We start from the raw sequence: 15701 nt of genomic DNA, 5'->3' as shown, positions 1-15701 counted from the left end.
GGACCGCGAAACCGCCGTCGGGTTCGCACCGGCGACGGGGTCATCGCTGCTCGAAGCGGTATCCCATGCCCGCCTCGGTGACCAGGTGGATGGGGTGGGATGGGTCGGGTTCGAGCTTGCGCCGCAGCTGGGCGAGGTAGACCCGCAGGTAGGTGGTTCCGGTCGGGTGGGTAGGTCCGCGAACCGCGTCCAGCAGCATCTCGCGCTGCACAAGCCTGCCGCGGTTGCGCGCCAACAGCTCAAGGATGTTCCACTCGGTGGGCGTCAGGTGTATGTCGGCTCCGTCCCTGGACACCTTCTTGGCCCGCAGGTCGACGGTGAACGAGGCCGTCTCGACCACCTGCTCGGCGGCATCGGCCACCTTGGCGCGTCGGATGGCGGCCCGCAACCTGGCCAGAAACTCTTCCATGTCAAAGGGTTTGGTCACGTAATCGTCTGCGCCGGCATCCAATGCCTGCACTTTGTCGCTTGGTCTGGAGCGGTCCGACAACACCAGCACCGGTGCGGTGGTGCGTCGCCGCAGCTTTCGCAGCATCTGCACGCCGGGCATATCCGGTAGCGCGAAATCCAGCACCGCGACGGCCGGGTCGTGTGTGACCGCGGCACGCAGACCGGCGGCGCCGGAATCGGCGGTGACCACCTGGTAGCCCTGCCCGGCCAACGCGTTGCGCAGGGACCGCAGCAGGTGTGGTTCGACGTCGACCACCAAGACCTTCACCAACGGTGTCATTGCCCGAGTCGGCGGGCTAGTGGCTTACCGGGTACTTGCGGTCCAGCTCGAGGTTGACTCGCAGGACGTTTACCGCCGGCTCGCCCAGGAATCCGAGTTCCCGGCCCTCCTGGTTGTCGCGGATCACGGCACGCACCTGTTCGGCGCTGATACCGCGTGCCTTGGCGACCCGTGCGGCCTGCAGGTCTGCGTAGGCCAGAGAGATGTGCGGGTCCAGGCCGCTGCCGCTGGCAGTCACCGCGTCTGCGGGTACCGCCGGGTTGGCGGCTGCGGCGCCGCGGATCGGAACGATCTGGCCGGTGGAGTAGTCCTCGCCGTATTTGGCGCACTCGACCCGCACACCTTCGAACATGGTTTGAAACGGCGCCGTCGTGGTCTGGCACGGTTCGTTGATGCTGACGACGTGAGTGGGATGCACGACGTTGCCACGTTGGTCGCGGGGACCGAGCACCGACAGCACCGCGCCCACCCCGCCACCGGTGCAGAACGGACGGGAGCCGTCCACGCCTTCCAGCCGGCCTATCGCGGCACTGCGCGTGCACACCTGGGTCAGCAGGCTGGGTTTGAACCCGGCGTCGGATGCGGATTTTCCGGCCGCCAGCAGCGCGGGGTCCGCGGGTGTGTCGACGATGCTCTCCGGTCCCAGGTTGCTTGCACCCGAGGAGAGCGGATCATATCCGGCGCCCGCGGCAGAGGGGCGGCTCTGCAGGTACTGCGGCAGCGGGTTGCCGTCCTTGTCGGTGAACTGCTGGCCGATCAGCTCGCTGCCGACCGGTGTGCCGTGGGCGCGCAGGATCGAACCCTCGGCGTTGTCGTGCAGTCCCGGCAGCAGAGCGACCAGCCAGACGAACAGCGGGTAGCCCAGGCCGGTGATCACGGTCAGCACCAGCAGCGCGCGTAACGCGGCCCAGTGCAGGCGGACGAAATTGGCGAGTTTCATGTCAGGACATCCCGGGGACGAATTGGATAATCAGGTCGATCAGCTTGATCCCGATGAACGGCGCGACGATGCCGCCGAGGCCGTACACGTAAAGGTTGCGGCTCAACAGCTTTGAGGCGCTGCTCGGCGTGTAGCGCACACCGCGCAGCGACAGCGGGATCAGCAGGATGATGACGAGCGCGTTGAAGATCACCGCCGACAGGATCGCGGATTGCGGGCTGTGCAACCGCATCACGTTGAGCACGTCCAGGCCCGGAAACAGGATGACGAACATCGCCGGGATGATCGCGAAATACTTCGCGATGTCGTTGGCGATGGAGAAGGTCGTCAGGGCTCCGCGGGTGATCAGCAGCTGCTTGCCGATCTCGACGATCTCGATGAGTTTGGTGGGGTCGGAGTCCAGATCCACCATGTTGCCGGCCTCTTTGGCCGCCGAGGTGCCGGTGTTCATCGCGACCCCGACGTCGGCCTGGGCCAGTGCGGGCGCGTCGTTGGTGCCGTCGCCGGTCATCGCCACCAGCTTGCCGCCTTGTTGTTCGCGCTTGATCAGGGCGAGCTTGTCTTCGGGTGTGGCCTCGGCGAGGAAGTCGTCGACACCGGCCTCGTCGGCAATTGCCTTGGCGGTCAACGGGTTGTCGCCGGTGATCATCACCGTGCGGATGCCCATCCGGCGCATCTCGTCGAAACGCTCCCGCATGCCTTGCTTGACAACGTCTTTGAGATGGATGACGCCCAGCACCGCGGCCTTGCCGTCGCGGCTCTCGCCGACCACCAGGGGGGTGCCGCCGCCGGCCGCGATGCCGTCGACGACATCGCCGAGCTGGTGGGGCACCGTACCACCTTGTGCGCGTACCCATTCCGCGACCGAGTTGGCCGCCCCCTTGCGCAGCAGGTGCCCCTCCAGATCGACGCCGGACATCCGGGTCGAGGCGGAGAACGCCACCCACTGGGCCTGCGCGAGTTCGCCGGGCGTGCGGGCACGCAGCCCGAAGTTGCGTTTGGCGAAGACGACGATCGAGCGCCCTTCCGGGGTCTCGTCGGACAGGCTGGACAACTGCGCGGCGTCGGCCAGTTCGTCCGGGGAGACGCCGTCCAGCGGGATGAAGGCACCGGCCTGCCGGTTGCCCAGGGTGATCGTGCCCGTCTTGTCGAGCAGCAGGGTGTTCACGTCGCCCGCGGCCTCGACCGCGCGCCCCGACATCGCAAGCACGTTGCGCTGCACCAGCCGGTCCATGCCGGCGATGCCGATGGCCGACAGCAGCGCACCGATCGTGGTGGGGATCAGGCACACCAGCAGCGACACCATGACGATGCCGGATACGCCGTTTACGTTGAGCGCCTGGGTGTCTGCCACACCGGGATTGTTCACCTTGGAGTAGACCGCCAACGGCTGCAGCGTCGCCACGGCGAAGACGAAAATGATCGTCAACGCGGCCAGCAGAATGTTCAGCGCGATCTCGTTCGGTGTTTTCTGCCGGTTGGCGCCCTCGACGAGCGCGATCATCCGGTCGATGAAGCTTTCGCCGGGCTTCTGGGTCACTTTCACCACGATCCGGTCGCTGAGCACCGTGGTGCCGCCGGTGACCGCCGAACGGTCACCGCCGGATTCGCGGATCACCGGCGCCGACTCACCGGTGATCGCTGACTCGTCCACCGAGGCGATGCCCTCCACCACGTCGCCGTCGCCCGGGATCACCTCGCCGGCCTCGACCACGACGATGTCGCCCTGCTGCAGCAGGGGCGCCGCAACCTGTTCCTCCACCGCCGCACTGCCGGGTTCCCAGTTCTTGAGTCGCCGGGCCAAGGTCTGGGTTTTGGCCCGGCGCAGCGTTTCGGCCTGCGCCTTGCCGCGACCCTCGGCTACCGCCTCGGCCAGATTGGCGAACAGCACGGTCAGCCAGAGCCAGACCACGATGAGCCACGCGAACCAGGTGGGGTCGATGATCGCCAGCACGGTGGCCCACACGGCGCCGAGTTCGACGATGAACATCACCGGATTGCGCCACAGCGTCTGGGGATTCAGTTTGTGCAGCGCACTGGGCACCGACTTCCACAGTATCCGCGGGTCCAGCAAGCCGCCTTGCACGCGTTTGGTGTTGGCGGCATGCGCGGTCTCCTGGTGCGCCGAAACCACCGAGTTGGCTTTGGGTTTGGTGGTGGCTGTCATCAATGTATTCCTTCAGCGAGGGGCCCGAGCGCGAGCATGGGCAGGAAGGTCAGGGCAACGAGAATCAACGTGACGCCGGCAACCATCCCGACGAATTGCGGGCGGTGAGTGGGCAGCGTTCCCACCGACGCCGGGGTGGAGCCCTGTTTGGCCAGCGAGCCGGCCAGGGCCAGCACGAGCACGATCGGCAGGAACCTGCCGAACACCATGGCCAGACCCAGGGCGGTGTTGTACCAGGTGGTGTTGACGGTGATGCCGGCGAACGCCGAGCCGTTGTTGTTGGCCGCGGAGGTGAATGCGTAGAGCACCTCCGAGAGCCCGTGCGGCCCGGTGTTGAGCATGCCGGCGCGCTCACCCGGCAGCGCCATCGCGACCGCGGTACCGGTCAGCACGATCAGCGGAGTGACGAGGAAATACCCTGCGGCCAACTTGATTTCGCGCGGGGTGATCTTCTTGCCGAGGTATTCGGGCGTGCGGCCGACCATCAAACCGGCGACGAAGACGGTGATGACCGCCAGGATCAGCATGCCGTACAGACCCGAGCCGGTGCCGCCGGGCGCGACTTCACCGAGTTGCATGTTGAACATCGTCATCATCCCGCCGAGGCTGGTGTAGGAGTCGTGGAACGAGTCGACGGCACCGGTGGACGTGAGGGTCGTCGAGGCGGCGAACACCGCGGAATTCGGCACACCGAACCGCTGCTCGACGCCTTCCATCGCACCGCCGATTGCGGCGGGCACCGTGCCGTGGTGCTGCAACTGGAACCACAACGTGAGCGACACGCTGATGGCGTACAGCGACGCCATGACGGACGCGATGGCGTAGCCCTGCTTGTTGTTGCCCACCATCCGACCGAACGTGCGGGGCAGCGAGAAGCTGATCACCAGCAGCAGGAACGTCTCCAGCCAGTTGGTCCACGCAACCGGGTTCTCGAACGGGTGGGCGGAGTTGGCGTTGTAGAACCCGCCGCCGTTGGTGCCGAGTTCCTTGATGGCCTCCTGGCTGGCCACCGGGCCGCCGGTGACCGTCTGCTGGGTGCCGTTGAGGGCGGTGACCACCTGATCGTGCAGGTGGAAGTTCTGGATCGCGCCTCCTGCTACCAGCAGAACGGCCGCCAGCACCGATAGCGGCAGCAGGATGCGAAGCGTGCCGCGCACCAGATCTACCCAGAAGTTGCCCAGATCGCCGGTGCGCTTGCGCACGAATCCACGTACCAGCGCCACCGCTACCGCCATGCCCACGGCGGCCGAGACGAAGTTCTGCACCGCCAGGCCGGCCATCTGCACCAGGTGACCCTGCGTTGATTCGCCGGAGTAGGCCTGCCAGTTGGTGTTGGTGACGAAGCTGATCGCGGTGTTCCACGCCAGCGCGGGGCTCATCGGGGTGGCGGGATCGTGCAGGTGCAGCGGGAGCTTGCCCTGGACGAGCTGCAAGCCGAACAGGAACAGGATGCTGACCGACGAGAACGCCAGCACGCTGCGGGCGTAGGCGCCCCACGTCTGTTCCGCCCGGGAATCGACCCCGATGAGCCGGTACACCCACGACTCGACGCGCAGATCCTTCTTCGAGGAGTAGACCCGGTACATGTAGTCGCCGAGGGGCACATGCACCACGGCCAGCGCAACGACCAGAACGACGAGGTAGATGATCCCCGCGGTAGTGGTGCTCACTAGAATTTCTCCGGAAACAGAAGGGCGCCAGCGAGATACAGCGCGATGACGACCGACAGCGCCAAGCCGATTATGTTCTGGTAGCTCACAGCCGCTCGACCAACTTCTGGGTCAGGCCGAGCAGCGCGAACACCGCCACTGTCAGCGCGATGTATGCCAACACGCCCATCTCATCTCCGTTCCGTGCGTAGTCCGCTTCAGCAAGCATTCTCGTCGAGGTTGCGCACACCTCAAAGGCCAGCTTGAAAGCTAGATCCGGCGGGGTGAGCCCGAAGTTCGATTGACGCTTTCCTAACGCCCCCACCCGGCACATTTACGGTTCCTTAACGGCCCCGGTGACGCATGACACAGTGCTTTAAAAACCTGAAAAACGGCGCCACTCCTGGCGTCCGGTGCGTTGACGGCGGCCGAGCACCGGGCCACCTGGTCGGATGCCTATGCGCGGCTGGGCAGCATCTGCGTCTGAAGCTGAGTTCAGGGCCCGCTGTCACCCAAGCTGGCAGCGCGCTCACCAGAATGATCCGCCCCCAACTCATTTCGCGGACCGGGAGTGTCGATCATCGGCAGCCGCACCCGAAAGACGGTGATGCCGTTGGCCGACTCGGCGGCCACCGTGCCGCCGTGCGCCTTGACGATCGAGTTGACGATGGCCAGCCCCAGCCCGTGACCGGATCCGTTGGAGCGTGACTTGTCTGCGCGGACGAACCGTTCGAAAAGATGGGGAAGGACTTCAGGATCGATGTCCGGTCCGTTGTCGGTGACGGTCAACTCGGCGTAGGGGACGTCGAGCCCCTGCGCCGACGCCGGATGGCGGGTGATCGCGGTGGTCACCGTGACGTCCGGCGGAGTATGCACCCAGGCGTTGGTGAGTAGGTTGGCGAGCAGTTGGTGCAGCCGGGCGTGGTCGCCGTTGACCCACACCGGCTCGTCGGGCAGATTCGTGGCCCAATTGTGCGTCGGCGCCGCCACCGCGGCGTCGTTGACCGCGTTGATCACCAGGTCGGCGAAGTCGAGTTCTTCGGTCTGCAGGTCCTGGCCTTCACCCAGGCGCGACAGCAGCAGCAGCTCGTCGACCAGCGACGCCATTCGGCGCGCTTCGGACTCGATGCGGGCCAGCGCGTACTCGGTGGTCGGGGGCAGATTCGAACTGTCCTGACGGGTCAGCTCGGCGTAGCCCTGGATGGCCGCCAGCGGGGTGCGCAGCTCGTGGCTGGCGTCGGTGATGAACTGCCGCATCCGCATGTCGGATTCGACGCGGTGGGCCAGTGCGCTCTCCACGTTGTCGAGCAACTTGTTCAGGGTGTGTCCGACGATGCCGACCTCGTTGTCGGGGTCGGTGTCTTCGGGCCGGACCCGCACCCGGATCTGGTGGTCTTCGTCGGCCAGCGGCATCGCTGCCACCTCGGCGGCGGTCGCGGCGACCCGGCTCAGCGGCCGCAGCGCATAGCCCACCACCCACGCCGTCAGGGCGGCCGTGACCAGCAGCGCCGTCGCAACCAGCGCGGTGGTGGTGAGCTGTTTGCGGGCGATGATCGCCTCGGCCATGCTCAGCGACACCCCGACCACCAGGCGGTCGGTTCCCGCTGCGCGGCTGTCGACCTGGTGGGGGCCCAGGCTGCCCAGCGTCTCGACCCGGGACGGGCCGTCGGTCCACGATTGCGCCTCGATGGCGCGGACGACGTCGGGTGGGGCGGGACGGGGTTCGTCCTCGGAGAACACGGCCGATGCGATCACCTTGCCGTCGCGAAGCACCGCGATGAGGTTGCCCGGGGTTTGTCCGGTGAACTCCAGCACCGCTTGGGATACCGGCGGAATCCCGCGGTGCACCGAGGTGTGTTCGCCGTTGCGGTACCGGGCATAGGCGTGGCTGAACGCGTGCATCGACTCGGCGACTTCGGCGTCGTTCATCGACGTGACGTAACCGCGCAGGGTCAGCACCGAGACGACGCCGACCGCCACCAGGACGACGGACACGACGGCGAGGACGCCCAACAGCAGCTGACGGCGAAGGGAACGGGGAAACCAGCGCGGGGTGTAGCGTTCCCCCGTCATTAGAAACTCATTCCGGTGGTCGGAGCATGTACCCAATTCCGCGGACCGTGTGGATCATCGGTTCCCGGTCGGCGTCGATCTTCTTCCTCAGATACGAAATGTACAGATCAACGATGCTGGTGCGACCGGCGAAGTCGTAGTTCCACACCCGGTCGAGGATCTCGGTGCGGCTCAGGGCGCGACGCGGGTTGCGCATCAGGAACCGGAGCAGTTCGAATTCGGTCGACGACAGCGATATCGGGGTGCCGCCCCGGGTGACCTCTCGACTGGCGGCGTCCAGCTTCAGGTCACCGACCTTCAGCGACTCGTCGGCCGGCGGGGCCAGATGGCTGGAGCGGCGCAGCAACCCGCGCAGCCGGGCGACCAGCTCCTCGAGGCTGAACGGCTTGGTCATGTAGTCGTCGGCGCCGGCGGTCAGGCCGGTGACCCGGTCCATCACCGAGTCGCGCGCGGTGAGGAACAGGGTGGGGGTGTAGGAGTCGGATTCGCGGACCCGTTGCAGGATCTGCAGACCGTCGACGTCGGGCAGCATGATGTCCAGGACCAGCACGTCGGGATTGATCCGGTCGAATTTGGCGATCGCCTCGCGCCCGTTGTGGGCGATCTCGACGTCCCATCCCTCGTAGTGCAACGCCATCTTGACCAGGTTGGTCAGGGCCGGTTCGTCGTCGACCAGCAACACTCGGATGGGCGAGCCGTCGGCACGGTTGATCCGGGGCAGTTGCACCAAAATCGCCTGGCGTGGACGTTGACTGCGCGCGTAACTCGTCATTGACGTCATATTCCCGCATTCTTTCAACCACAAATGCGCTTGTCACGGTGTTCATATATTTCTCAAATGTTCGGCTGCCGGACGCCGGCGGGGGTCGCTTGCCGCAAATACGGCGGAATTTGCTGGGCATCGTGTGACGAGCGGCCAGGTGTGGCCAAAGTCGTTGTGCTTGTGGGGCTTCGGCCATCCGCGCGCCAGAGGCGGGGTGTTGGCGGCGCGGGGGGAGGGGCAAGGCGGAACGGCCCCGGCGCACTTCCGGGCGGAACGGCCGTGCTAAACCGCGATGAAGCGGTGGGCAGGCCGGCGGGGCCATCGGCGGGCTCGCGCTACGCGCGGGCACCAGCGGTCAGCGTAGCGGCGTTACGGCCCGCGACCGGCAAAACGGCCGGCGAGTTGGAGGGGGTCTGGCAAAGCAGCGTGGCCGCACACCTGGCGGTGTGCGGCCACGCTTCGTTGAGGCTGGTGTCAGGCCCAGCTGGACCCGACGGCGCTGTCGGTCTGCGCCATGTTGCTGCCGGCGCTCTGCACCTTCTGGCCGTGAGCGTTGGCCTGCTCGTAGATCACCTGGAAGTTGCGACCCAGCTGGGTGATGAACTCCTGGCAAGCCACCGAACCGGCGCCGCCCCAGAAGTCACCGGCAGCCAGCACATCGCGAACGATGGCCTGGTGCTCGGCCTCCAGGTTTGCGGCCTGCGCCCGAATGAGGGCACCGTGGGCGTCGACGTCGCCGAACTGGTAGTTGATCGTCATCGTGGTAGTCCCTTCTAGCTGCTGAGGATCTGCTGGGAGGCCTGCTCTTGCTGCTCGTAGTTGTTGGCGTCCCGGATCAGTCCGTCGCGAACGCCGTGCAGCATGTTGACGATGTTGCGGAAGGCCTGGTTCATCTGGGTCATGGTGTCCATCGAGGTGGCCTCGGCCAGACCACTCCAGCCGGCGCCGGAAATGTTCTGCGAGGACGCCATCATCCGGCGTGCCTCGTCCTCGACGGTCTGCGCGTGGGTTTCGAAACGGCCTGCCATCGCCCGCATCGAGTGCGGGTCGGTCATAAAGCGAGTAGCCACTTGGTTTCTCCTTATCTCGTAATTCTGGGTTCGTACCTGGTCATGGGTCTAGTAACGCCCCGCGGATATTACGGCCACTTGGCGACACTGGGCCCGAAACGGGCGATCTTTTTCGCCGTTAGACGACGACCTGCTTGGGCATGACGATCGGCTTGAAGCCGTACCGCGGCCCGGCGTACGCGCCGGCGCCCTTGGCGGCGGCCGCCATGCCCGGCATGCCGGCCATCATGGCCGGAGTGCCGGCCTCTTCGGCCGCAACGGTCCAGCCGCTGCCCGCCAGCGCGGTTCCGGCGTTCGCCGCCACCGGCGCGGCCGCCGTCTAGCTGGCCGGCACCGACAGGCTGCCCACCAACGAGGCTTCGCCGAGGCTGGCGGCCGCACCGGCCGCTCCGACCTCGGAGGCCAGACCCGCTGCGGCCCCCTCGGCGGCTGCGGGCGCTGCCGCGGCCACCGCGGCAGCCGCGGAAGCGATATTGCCGTCGATGGTGTGCCCGGCGAAGATCGCGTTCGGAATGGCGGCGAACACGAACCACGAGGCCGTCACACCCACCTGCTGGATGCCGTTGAAGATCAGCGGGGTGCCCAGCAGGCCGTCGAGTGCGCTCAGGAGCTCCTGGACTGGCACCGGCAACGATTGGAACAGCCCCTCACCAATGGGTTCGACAGCCGAGGCAAGGTTCGACAACTCGCCCTGCAGGCCGCTGACGATGTCGCCCAGCGATGACGCGGGTGATTCCGCTGCTGCCGCGGCGACGGCGGCGGACTGGATGCCGGCCGCGCCGGGGTTGGTGGTTTGCGTCGCTGGCGTCAGTGGCTCAAGGACAGCTGCGGCGGCTGCGGCGGCCTGGTAGGTGGCCATGGTGACCGCGTCCTGCACCCACATCTCCAGGTACTGGGCTTCGGTGGCCATGATCGCCGGGGTGTTGATGCCCAGGAAGTTGGTCGCGACCAGGGTGGCCAACAAGCTGCGGTTGGCGGCGATCACCTGCGGGGGAACGACGCCGGCGAAGGCTGCCTCGTAGGCGGCCGCCGACGAGGCAGCCTGGATGCCGGCCTGTTCGGCCGCCGCCGCGGTCTGGGTCAACCACGCCACGTACGGTTGTGCCGCTGCCGCCGCTGACGCCGATCCCGCGCCCGTCCACTGCTCGGTGGTCAACTGGGTGAGGATCGACTCGTACTGGGTCGCGGTGGTGCTCAGCTCGGAGGCCAGGTTGTTCCAGGCGGTGGCCGCGGCCATCAGCGGCCCCGAGCCCGAGCCCGCGTAAATCAGCCCGGAGGTGATTTCGGGGGGTGTAGCGAAGTAAGACATCTTTATCCCGTTCTTGTCGGCGTGATTCGGATTTGTCTGTAGGAGTAGTGGTTCGGCGCTTAGACGCTCACCGGCTTCGGCATCACGATGGGCTTGACGCCGTAGCGCGGCGCGCCGAAACCGGCACTGTTGCGCGCCGCCGACGCCATGCCCGGCATGCCGGGGTAGAACGCTCCGGGGGCGGCGGCGGCCGGTGCAGCGGTGGTCCAGCCGGCGCCGGTGAGGGCGCTGGGGGCGGTGCTGGAAACCAAGGTTCCGGTGGCCCAGCTGGGCGGAACGGAGAGCGAGCCGACCATCGTCGCCTCGCCGAGGCCGGCGGCAACCGGTGCGCCCGCGCCAGAGACCGCGCTGACTGCACCTGCCGCGGCGGCCGGGGCCTCCGAAGCCGCGGCTGCGGCCTCCGCCAGATCTTCGGGGACGCCGTAGCCCTCCGGCATCAGGCCACCACCGGTCAGACCGAGCAGGTTCGACGACGCCGAGGCCCAGTTGCCGATCTCGTAGCTGTTGAAGTTGGAGAGGTTGCCGGACAGGCTGAACGGGTTGGATGTAGGCCCGGCTCCACCCAGCAAGGTGTCGATGGAGTTGATGGCGTCGGTGATTCCCGACAGCGGGCTGCTGCTTGCTCCGGAAGAAGCAGCGGACGACAGCGATGCAGCGGCAGCGTTGGCCGATTCGGACTGCTCGTAGGTACCGCTGCTGAGTCCGAGTGTCTGGGTGAACTGCTCTTGAATGGCCTGAGCCTCGGCGGCCAGCTGCTGGTACAGGGCGCCGTACGCGGTGAAGATGCTCGACTGCAGGATCGACACCTGGTCGGCGGCGGCGGGCGCGATGGCGGTGGTGGGGGCTGCAGCACCTGCGTTCTGCGCCGCGAGTGCACTACCGATCGCTGCCAGCTGGGACGCCGCGGCGGCCAGCTCTGCGGGCACTGCTGTCAGAAATGACATCTATTGCTCCTTGGTGTGTGAAACATGCCGACCCGACGTTGCGGGTCGACCCTGGGTGTTTGCGTAACTGCCCCTGTGCGTTGGCGTAACGCTAACCAGCCCTGGCTCCACAGTCCTTGTCGAAAAGGGCCGGGTGACGGACGTTTACGGCGTCTTAACGCTTGCGCGGGCAGTTTTAACAAGGCCTTGGCGGCCGACATTTTCATGTCATCTGACGCGTGGCGCCCCGACGCGTTCTACTCTCACGCGCGGGTGCGCGGCGCGCGGACCTTACACCAACAGTCGTGTTCGCGCACATCGTGTTTGGAGGGGGATGGGTGCGTGTGACGCCGTTCACGCGCGCTGCATTTTTCGCCTGGGCTCGGTGCCGATTGCTGTCCCTAGTCGGCGTAGGCGCGGCCTGGTGGAACTCAGCCGTGGGTCAGGGCGCGGTTGCGTGCGTCGATGGCTTCCTGGGTGGCGGGGGCCAGGAGCTCGCCTCCCGGCGCCGCCGTAGCTTGACCGCGGACGGCGCGCGGCCGCTGATCGCGTTCGTATTGCTCCCACGCCCGGCTGAGGTCGCCGGGATGTTCGCGCAGGGCTTGCGCGAGGAACCAGGCGCCGGTCAGGGCCAGGCTGGTGCCGCGGCCGGAGAGGGTCGAGGCGCAATGTGCGGCATCGCCGACGAGGACGACGCGACCGCTGTGCCAGCCCGGCATCTTGATCTGACTCTCCGAGTCGAAGTAGAGCCCCGGGTCTTGCAGGGCGGCGTCGACCAATTCGGCGACTCGCCACTCGTCGTGACCGGCGAAGGCGTCGGCGAGGATTCGCTTCTTTGCCGCGAGGTCGTGGTAGTCGTAGTCGATCCAAGGTGAGCGGAACATGAAGAACGCCAGTGCTTTTGCGTTGTAGGACATGATGCCGACGATGTGGCCCGGGAAGTTGTACATCGGGTTTATCCGGTCGCTGGGGTGAGGCCCGGGCAGCGCGGCCATCCCGGTGTAGAAGCCGAGGTGGTGCAGGAACTGCCGTTCGGGTCCGAACGCGAGTTGCCTTACGGCCGAATGCATTCCGTCCGCTCCGACGACGAGGTCGTAACGTTCGAGCGCGCCCGAGGAGAACCGGACGGCGACGCCGGATGCGCCGTCGTCGAGTTCGGCGATGGATTCGCAGAACTGCAATTTCGCCGACGGCCCCAGGCGGGCGCGCAGGAGGGTCAGGAGGTCGTCGCGGGAGATCTCGATGTCATCCGGGCTGTCGTTGATCTCGTCCACCGGCAGTTCCGCCGCCACCGTGCCGTCGCGGTCGACGAATTGGACCCGTTGCGTCATGTCGATCCTGCGTTCGTGGATCTGCTCGAGCAGGCCCATCTTGTCGGCGACGGCGATCGAGTCCCCACGAACGTCGATCGGCGGGGCGTTGACCCCCGAGTGCTCCGCGCGTTCGACGATGGTGACGTCATGGCCGTCGGCACCGAGGTTGACCGCACTGCTCAGGCCCGCGACGCCGGCGCCGACGATGAGAATGCGCATCGGTGAGTCTCCTCGGCGACAGGGTCCGTTGCGTATTCAATACACGGTGCGATCGGCCCTCGGATACGCAATGCCCTTGCTGCGGACGCCAAGCTGCGGCACCCGCAGCTGCTCCGCACGCCGCGCGCACTAACGTCATGGTGTGCGGGCCCCCATAGCCCAATTGGCAGAGGCAGCGGACTTAAAATCCGCCAAGTGTCGGTTCGAGTCCGACTGGGGGCACAGAGTTTGAGCAGGTAGAAGGGTTACGGGGCGGTCGGCGGCGTGCCGGGAGACCAAAAATACCGGTGAAGTACCGGTGGACGTTCGAGGTGCCTGATCGAAGACGCGCTCAGCATCGGCGGTGTAGATCGTGCCGTGCCGGCAATTTCATCGGGCGTTCGGCATTCGGCCAGCGTGCGCGTGCACAACGGTCTGCGCTATGCGGTCGATAACCCGGGGAGCCCGTTCGCCCCGAACAACGTCCCGCCGGCGCCGCCGACCCCGCCTGCGCCGCCGCGTTCGGGATGCCCAGGGACGACGCCGCCGTTGCCGCCGTTGCCGCCGATGCCCAACAGCCCGGCGTTGCCGCCATTGCCGCCATGGGAAGAGGACGGGCTGTTACCAGCTGACGAGTCGCCGCCGGCACCCCCGTTGCCGCCGGAACCGATGAGCAGGCCGCCGTTTCCGCCGTTTCCGCCGTAGAGGCCAACGTCGCGCCCATACCCGGCGGCACCGCCGTCGCCGCCGTCACCCGCCAGCGTGCCGCCGGCCCCCCCAGCACCGCCTGCACCGCCTGCGGCGTAGCCTAACCCGCCGACGCCTCCCGCGCCGCCGACTCCATAGAGGAACCCGCCACCGGCGCCGCCCTTTCCGCCCCATCCGCCGCCGTCCGAGACCCCAGTGCCGCCGCCTCCTCCGGCACCGCCGACGCCTACGAGCGTGCCGCCGATGCCGCCGTTGCCGCCCCAGCCGCCTTCGGAGCCACTGCCGCCGACGCCGCCGGAACCGCCGAAACCGAACAGCCCGGCGTTGCCGCCATTGCCGCCGCCACCGCCGGAGTTGACAAAGGTCCCGGTAGCCGCGCCGACACCGCCGCTCCCGCCGGCGCCGCCGGTCCCGAAGAGTAGCCCGCCGTTGCCCCCACTACCGCCATGTCCGCCGGTTGTGCCGTTCGGGGGGGCCACGTCGCCGTAACCGCCCGCGCCGCCCGCGCCGCCCATGCCGAACAGCCCGGCGGACCCGCCGTTGCCGCCATTCCCGCCTTTATGGTTGAAATCTGTTGAGAGCCCCCCGGCCCCGCCGGCGCCACCAGTGCCGAAGATCAGGCCACCCGCGCCACCCTTTCCGCCCACGCCGGAGATCGCACCGCCCGCGCCGTTGCCGCCGGATCCGCCATTGCCGAACAGGCCTGCGGCCCCGCCGTTGCCGCCGTTGAGGTCGGCCCCGCCACCGGATCCGCCGTTGCCGCCATTGCCGATCAGGATGCCGCCGGGCGCGCCGTCGGCTCCGGTGCCCGGTGCTCCGTTGGCGCCGTTGCCGATCAGCGGGCGTCCCAGGAGCGCCTCGGTGGGCGCGTTGATGACGCCGAGCAGGTCTTGCGCGATGATCTGCAGCGGGTTGCTGTTGGCCGCTTCGACACCGGCATATGCGCTGGCGCCCGCGTTGATGAGTCGGACGAATTCGTTGTGGAATGCTGCCGCTTGTTTGCTGAGTGCTTGGTATGCCTGCCCGTACGCGGCGAAGACCTCGGCGATGGCCCCCGAGACGTCGTCCGCACCGGCGGCCAGTAGGGTGGTTGTCTGGGCCGAGGCGGCCGCGTTTGCTTGGCTGACCGCCGAGCCGATGTTTCCCAGATCCGCTGCGGCGACAGAGAATAGCTCTGGCGTGGCGATCACGGAAGACACGTGTCTACCTCCATGGCCTGCGATTTGGCACGCCGAAGGCGACAAAGCAGTCCAGCGCACCGGATTTCGGTCGGGGTCTTCGCGCATTGTATTTGGCCACCCCCTGCCGTGACTACCCCGCGCTTTCTCGAACCGGCGATTCCAACTTATGAGGTTTGCTCGGCGACGTGGCGCAGCTGACTCGTGCTCAGCACGAGGCCCTTAAGCGCGGAGCGGTGGACGTGGGAGCCCTCGAAGCCGGCCAGCCAAGCTACATCTCGAACCTCCACCCGCCGCCAGTGGTCTGTTGATGCAACGCAAGCTCTTTGCCCTGATCCCAGGTCAGGGTCCGACGCAGTTGCGGTGCAGGAGCACCCAGAGCATCGACGATGCCGTTAGCCATCGCCGCTGCGGTCGGCCGCCCGGTGGGAACATGGACGAGGATCACAAAGCGAGTTACCCGTTCGACCAAAGTGCCGATCGCCGAACGATTTCCAACGCCCATGATGCAATCACCCTCCCAGTGCCCAACCTCGACCCGGTCGGTAACCTCGACGGGCCGATCAGCGATCATCGTCATACCGGTGAGCCAACCACGCCTTTCTAGACCCTGAACCCGGCGTCGCCGGCGCCGCCATTTGGCCGGACGGGTTAAATCGGTTCGCGGGTCATAGATCGCC

13 protein-coding genes, 1 tRNA gene and 1 pseudogene are annotated in these 15701 nt (G+C 67.1%); 1 reads left to right on the top strand and 14 read right to left on the bottom strand.

Annotated elements, in window-relative coordinates:
• Positions 1 to 40 precede the first annotated feature (40 nt).
• The 12 genes and pseudogenes from MKCMC460_RS25000 to MKCMC460_RS24945 form a co-directional block, all read right to left on the bottom strand.
• Positions 41 to 721 (bottom strand): response regulator, encoded by a 681-nt coding sequence (locus MKCMC460_RS25000; RefSeq protein ID WP_236984397.1) that lies wholly within the window; start codon positions 719 to 721, stop codon positions 41 to 43.
• A 25-nt stretch (positions 722 to 746) separates the two neighbouring features.
• A complete protein-coding gene (locus MKCMC460_RS24995; RefSeq protein WP_236977736.1) occupies positions 747 to 1670 on the bottom strand; it encodes a potassium-transporting ATPase subunit C in 924 nt (307 codons plus the stop codon).
• A 1-nt stretch (position 1671) separates the two neighbouring features.
• Positions 1672 to 3837 carry a potassium-transporting ATPase subunit KdpB gene (gene kdpB, locus MKCMC460_RS24990; protein WP_236977734.1) on the bottom strand — a complete coding sequence of 722 codons (2166 nt, stop codon included), beginning with the start codon at positions 3835 to 3837 and terminating at the stop codon, positions 1672 to 1674.
• Positions 3837 to 5507: a potassium-transporting ATPase subunit KdpA gene (gene kdpA / locus MKCMC460_RS24985; protein ID WP_238304986.1), complete on the bottom strand. Its 1671-nt coding sequence runs from the start codon at positions 5505 to 5507 to the stop codon at positions 3837 to 3839. The genes kdpB and kdpA overlap by 1 nt, the downstream gene beginning before the upstream one ends.
• 85 nt (positions 5508 to 5592) lie before the next feature.
• Positions 5593 to 5820, bottom strand: coding sequence for a hypothetical protein (locus MKCMC460_RS24980; RefSeq protein ID WP_238304985.1), 228 nt, complete (start codon positions 5818 to 5820; stop codon positions 5593 to 5595).
• 161 nt (positions 5821 to 5981) lie between these two features.
• Positions 5982 to 7559, bottom strand: coding sequence for a cell wall metabolism sensor histidine kinase WalK (locus tag MKCMC460_RS24975; protein ID WP_236977728.1), 1578 nt, complete (start codon positions 7557 to 7559; stop codon positions 5982 to 5984).
• A gap of 7 nt (positions 7560 to 7566) precedes the next feature.
• A complete protein-coding gene (locus MKCMC460_RS24970) occupies positions 7567 to 8340 on the bottom strand; it encodes a response regulator transcription factor (RefSeq protein WP_236977726.1) in 774 nt (257 codons plus the stop codon).
• A 456-nt stretch (positions 8341 to 8796) separates the two neighbouring features.
• A complete protein-coding gene (locus MKCMC460_RS24965) occupies positions 8797 to 9081 on the bottom strand; it encodes a WXG100 family type VII secretion target (RefSeq protein WP_083111340.1) in 285 nt (94 codons plus the stop codon).
• Positions 9082 to 9095: 14 nt separating this feature from the next.
• Positions 9096 to 9392, bottom strand: coding sequence for a WXG100 family type VII secretion target (locus MKCMC460_RS24960; RefSeq protein WP_180913534.1), 297 nt, complete (start codon positions 9390 to 9392; stop codon positions 9096 to 9098).
• Between the two features lie 118 nt (positions 9393 to 9510).
• Positions 9511 to 10701 (bottom strand): annotated as a pseudogene (locus tag MKCMC460_RS24955) (PPE family protein).
• A 59-nt stretch (positions 10702 to 10760) separates the two neighbouring features.
• Positions 10761 to 11645, bottom strand: coding sequence for a PE domain-containing protein (locus tag MKCMC460_RS24950; protein ID WP_236977725.1), 885 nt, complete (start codon positions 11643 to 11645; stop codon positions 10761 to 10763).
• A 410-nt stretch (positions 11646 to 12055) separates the two neighbouring features.
• Complete coding sequence (locus MKCMC460_RS24945; RefSeq protein ID WP_236977724.1) at positions 12056 to 13156, bottom strand: FAD-dependent monooxygenase; 1101 nt, start codon at positions 13154 to 13156, stop codon at positions 12056 to 12058.
• A 148-nt stretch (positions 13157 to 13304) separates the two neighbouring features.
• Between MKCMC460_RS24945 and MKCMC460_RS24940 the strand changes: the two genes are divergently transcribed.
• Positions 13305 to 13378: transfer RNA gene (locus MKCMC460_RS24940), tRNA-Leu, on the top strand.
• A gap of 197 nt (positions 13379 to 13575) precedes the next feature.
• On the opposite strand, the gene MKCMC460_RS24935 is transcribed toward MKCMC460_RS24940, so the two are convergent.
• Together MKCMC460_RS24935 and MKCMC460_RS24930 are read right to left on the bottom strand one after the other, a co-directional pair.
• Positions 13576 to 15042, bottom strand: coding sequence for a PE family protein (locus MKCMC460_RS24935; RefSeq protein WP_236977723.1), 1467 nt, complete (start codon positions 15040 to 15042; stop codon positions 13576 to 13578).
• Between the two features lie 250 nt (positions 15043 to 15292).
• The gene (locus MKCMC460_RS24930) at positions 15293 to 15697 is read right to left on the bottom strand and encodes an IS30 family transposase (RefSeq protein ID WP_236984395.1); all 405 of its coding nucleotides are present in this window, start codon (positions 15695 to 15697) and stop codon (positions 15293 to 15295) included.
• Positions 15698 to 15701: the final 4 nt, after the last annotated feature.

Source organism: Mycobacterium sp. 20KCMC460, from assembly GCF_022179425.1.
GTDB classification, from domain to species: Bacteria; Actinomycetota; Actinomycetes; order Mycobacteriales; family Mycobacteriaceae; genus Mycobacterium; species Mycobacterium kiyosense.
This window is presented reverse-complemented; position numbering and strand designations above follow the sequence as displayed.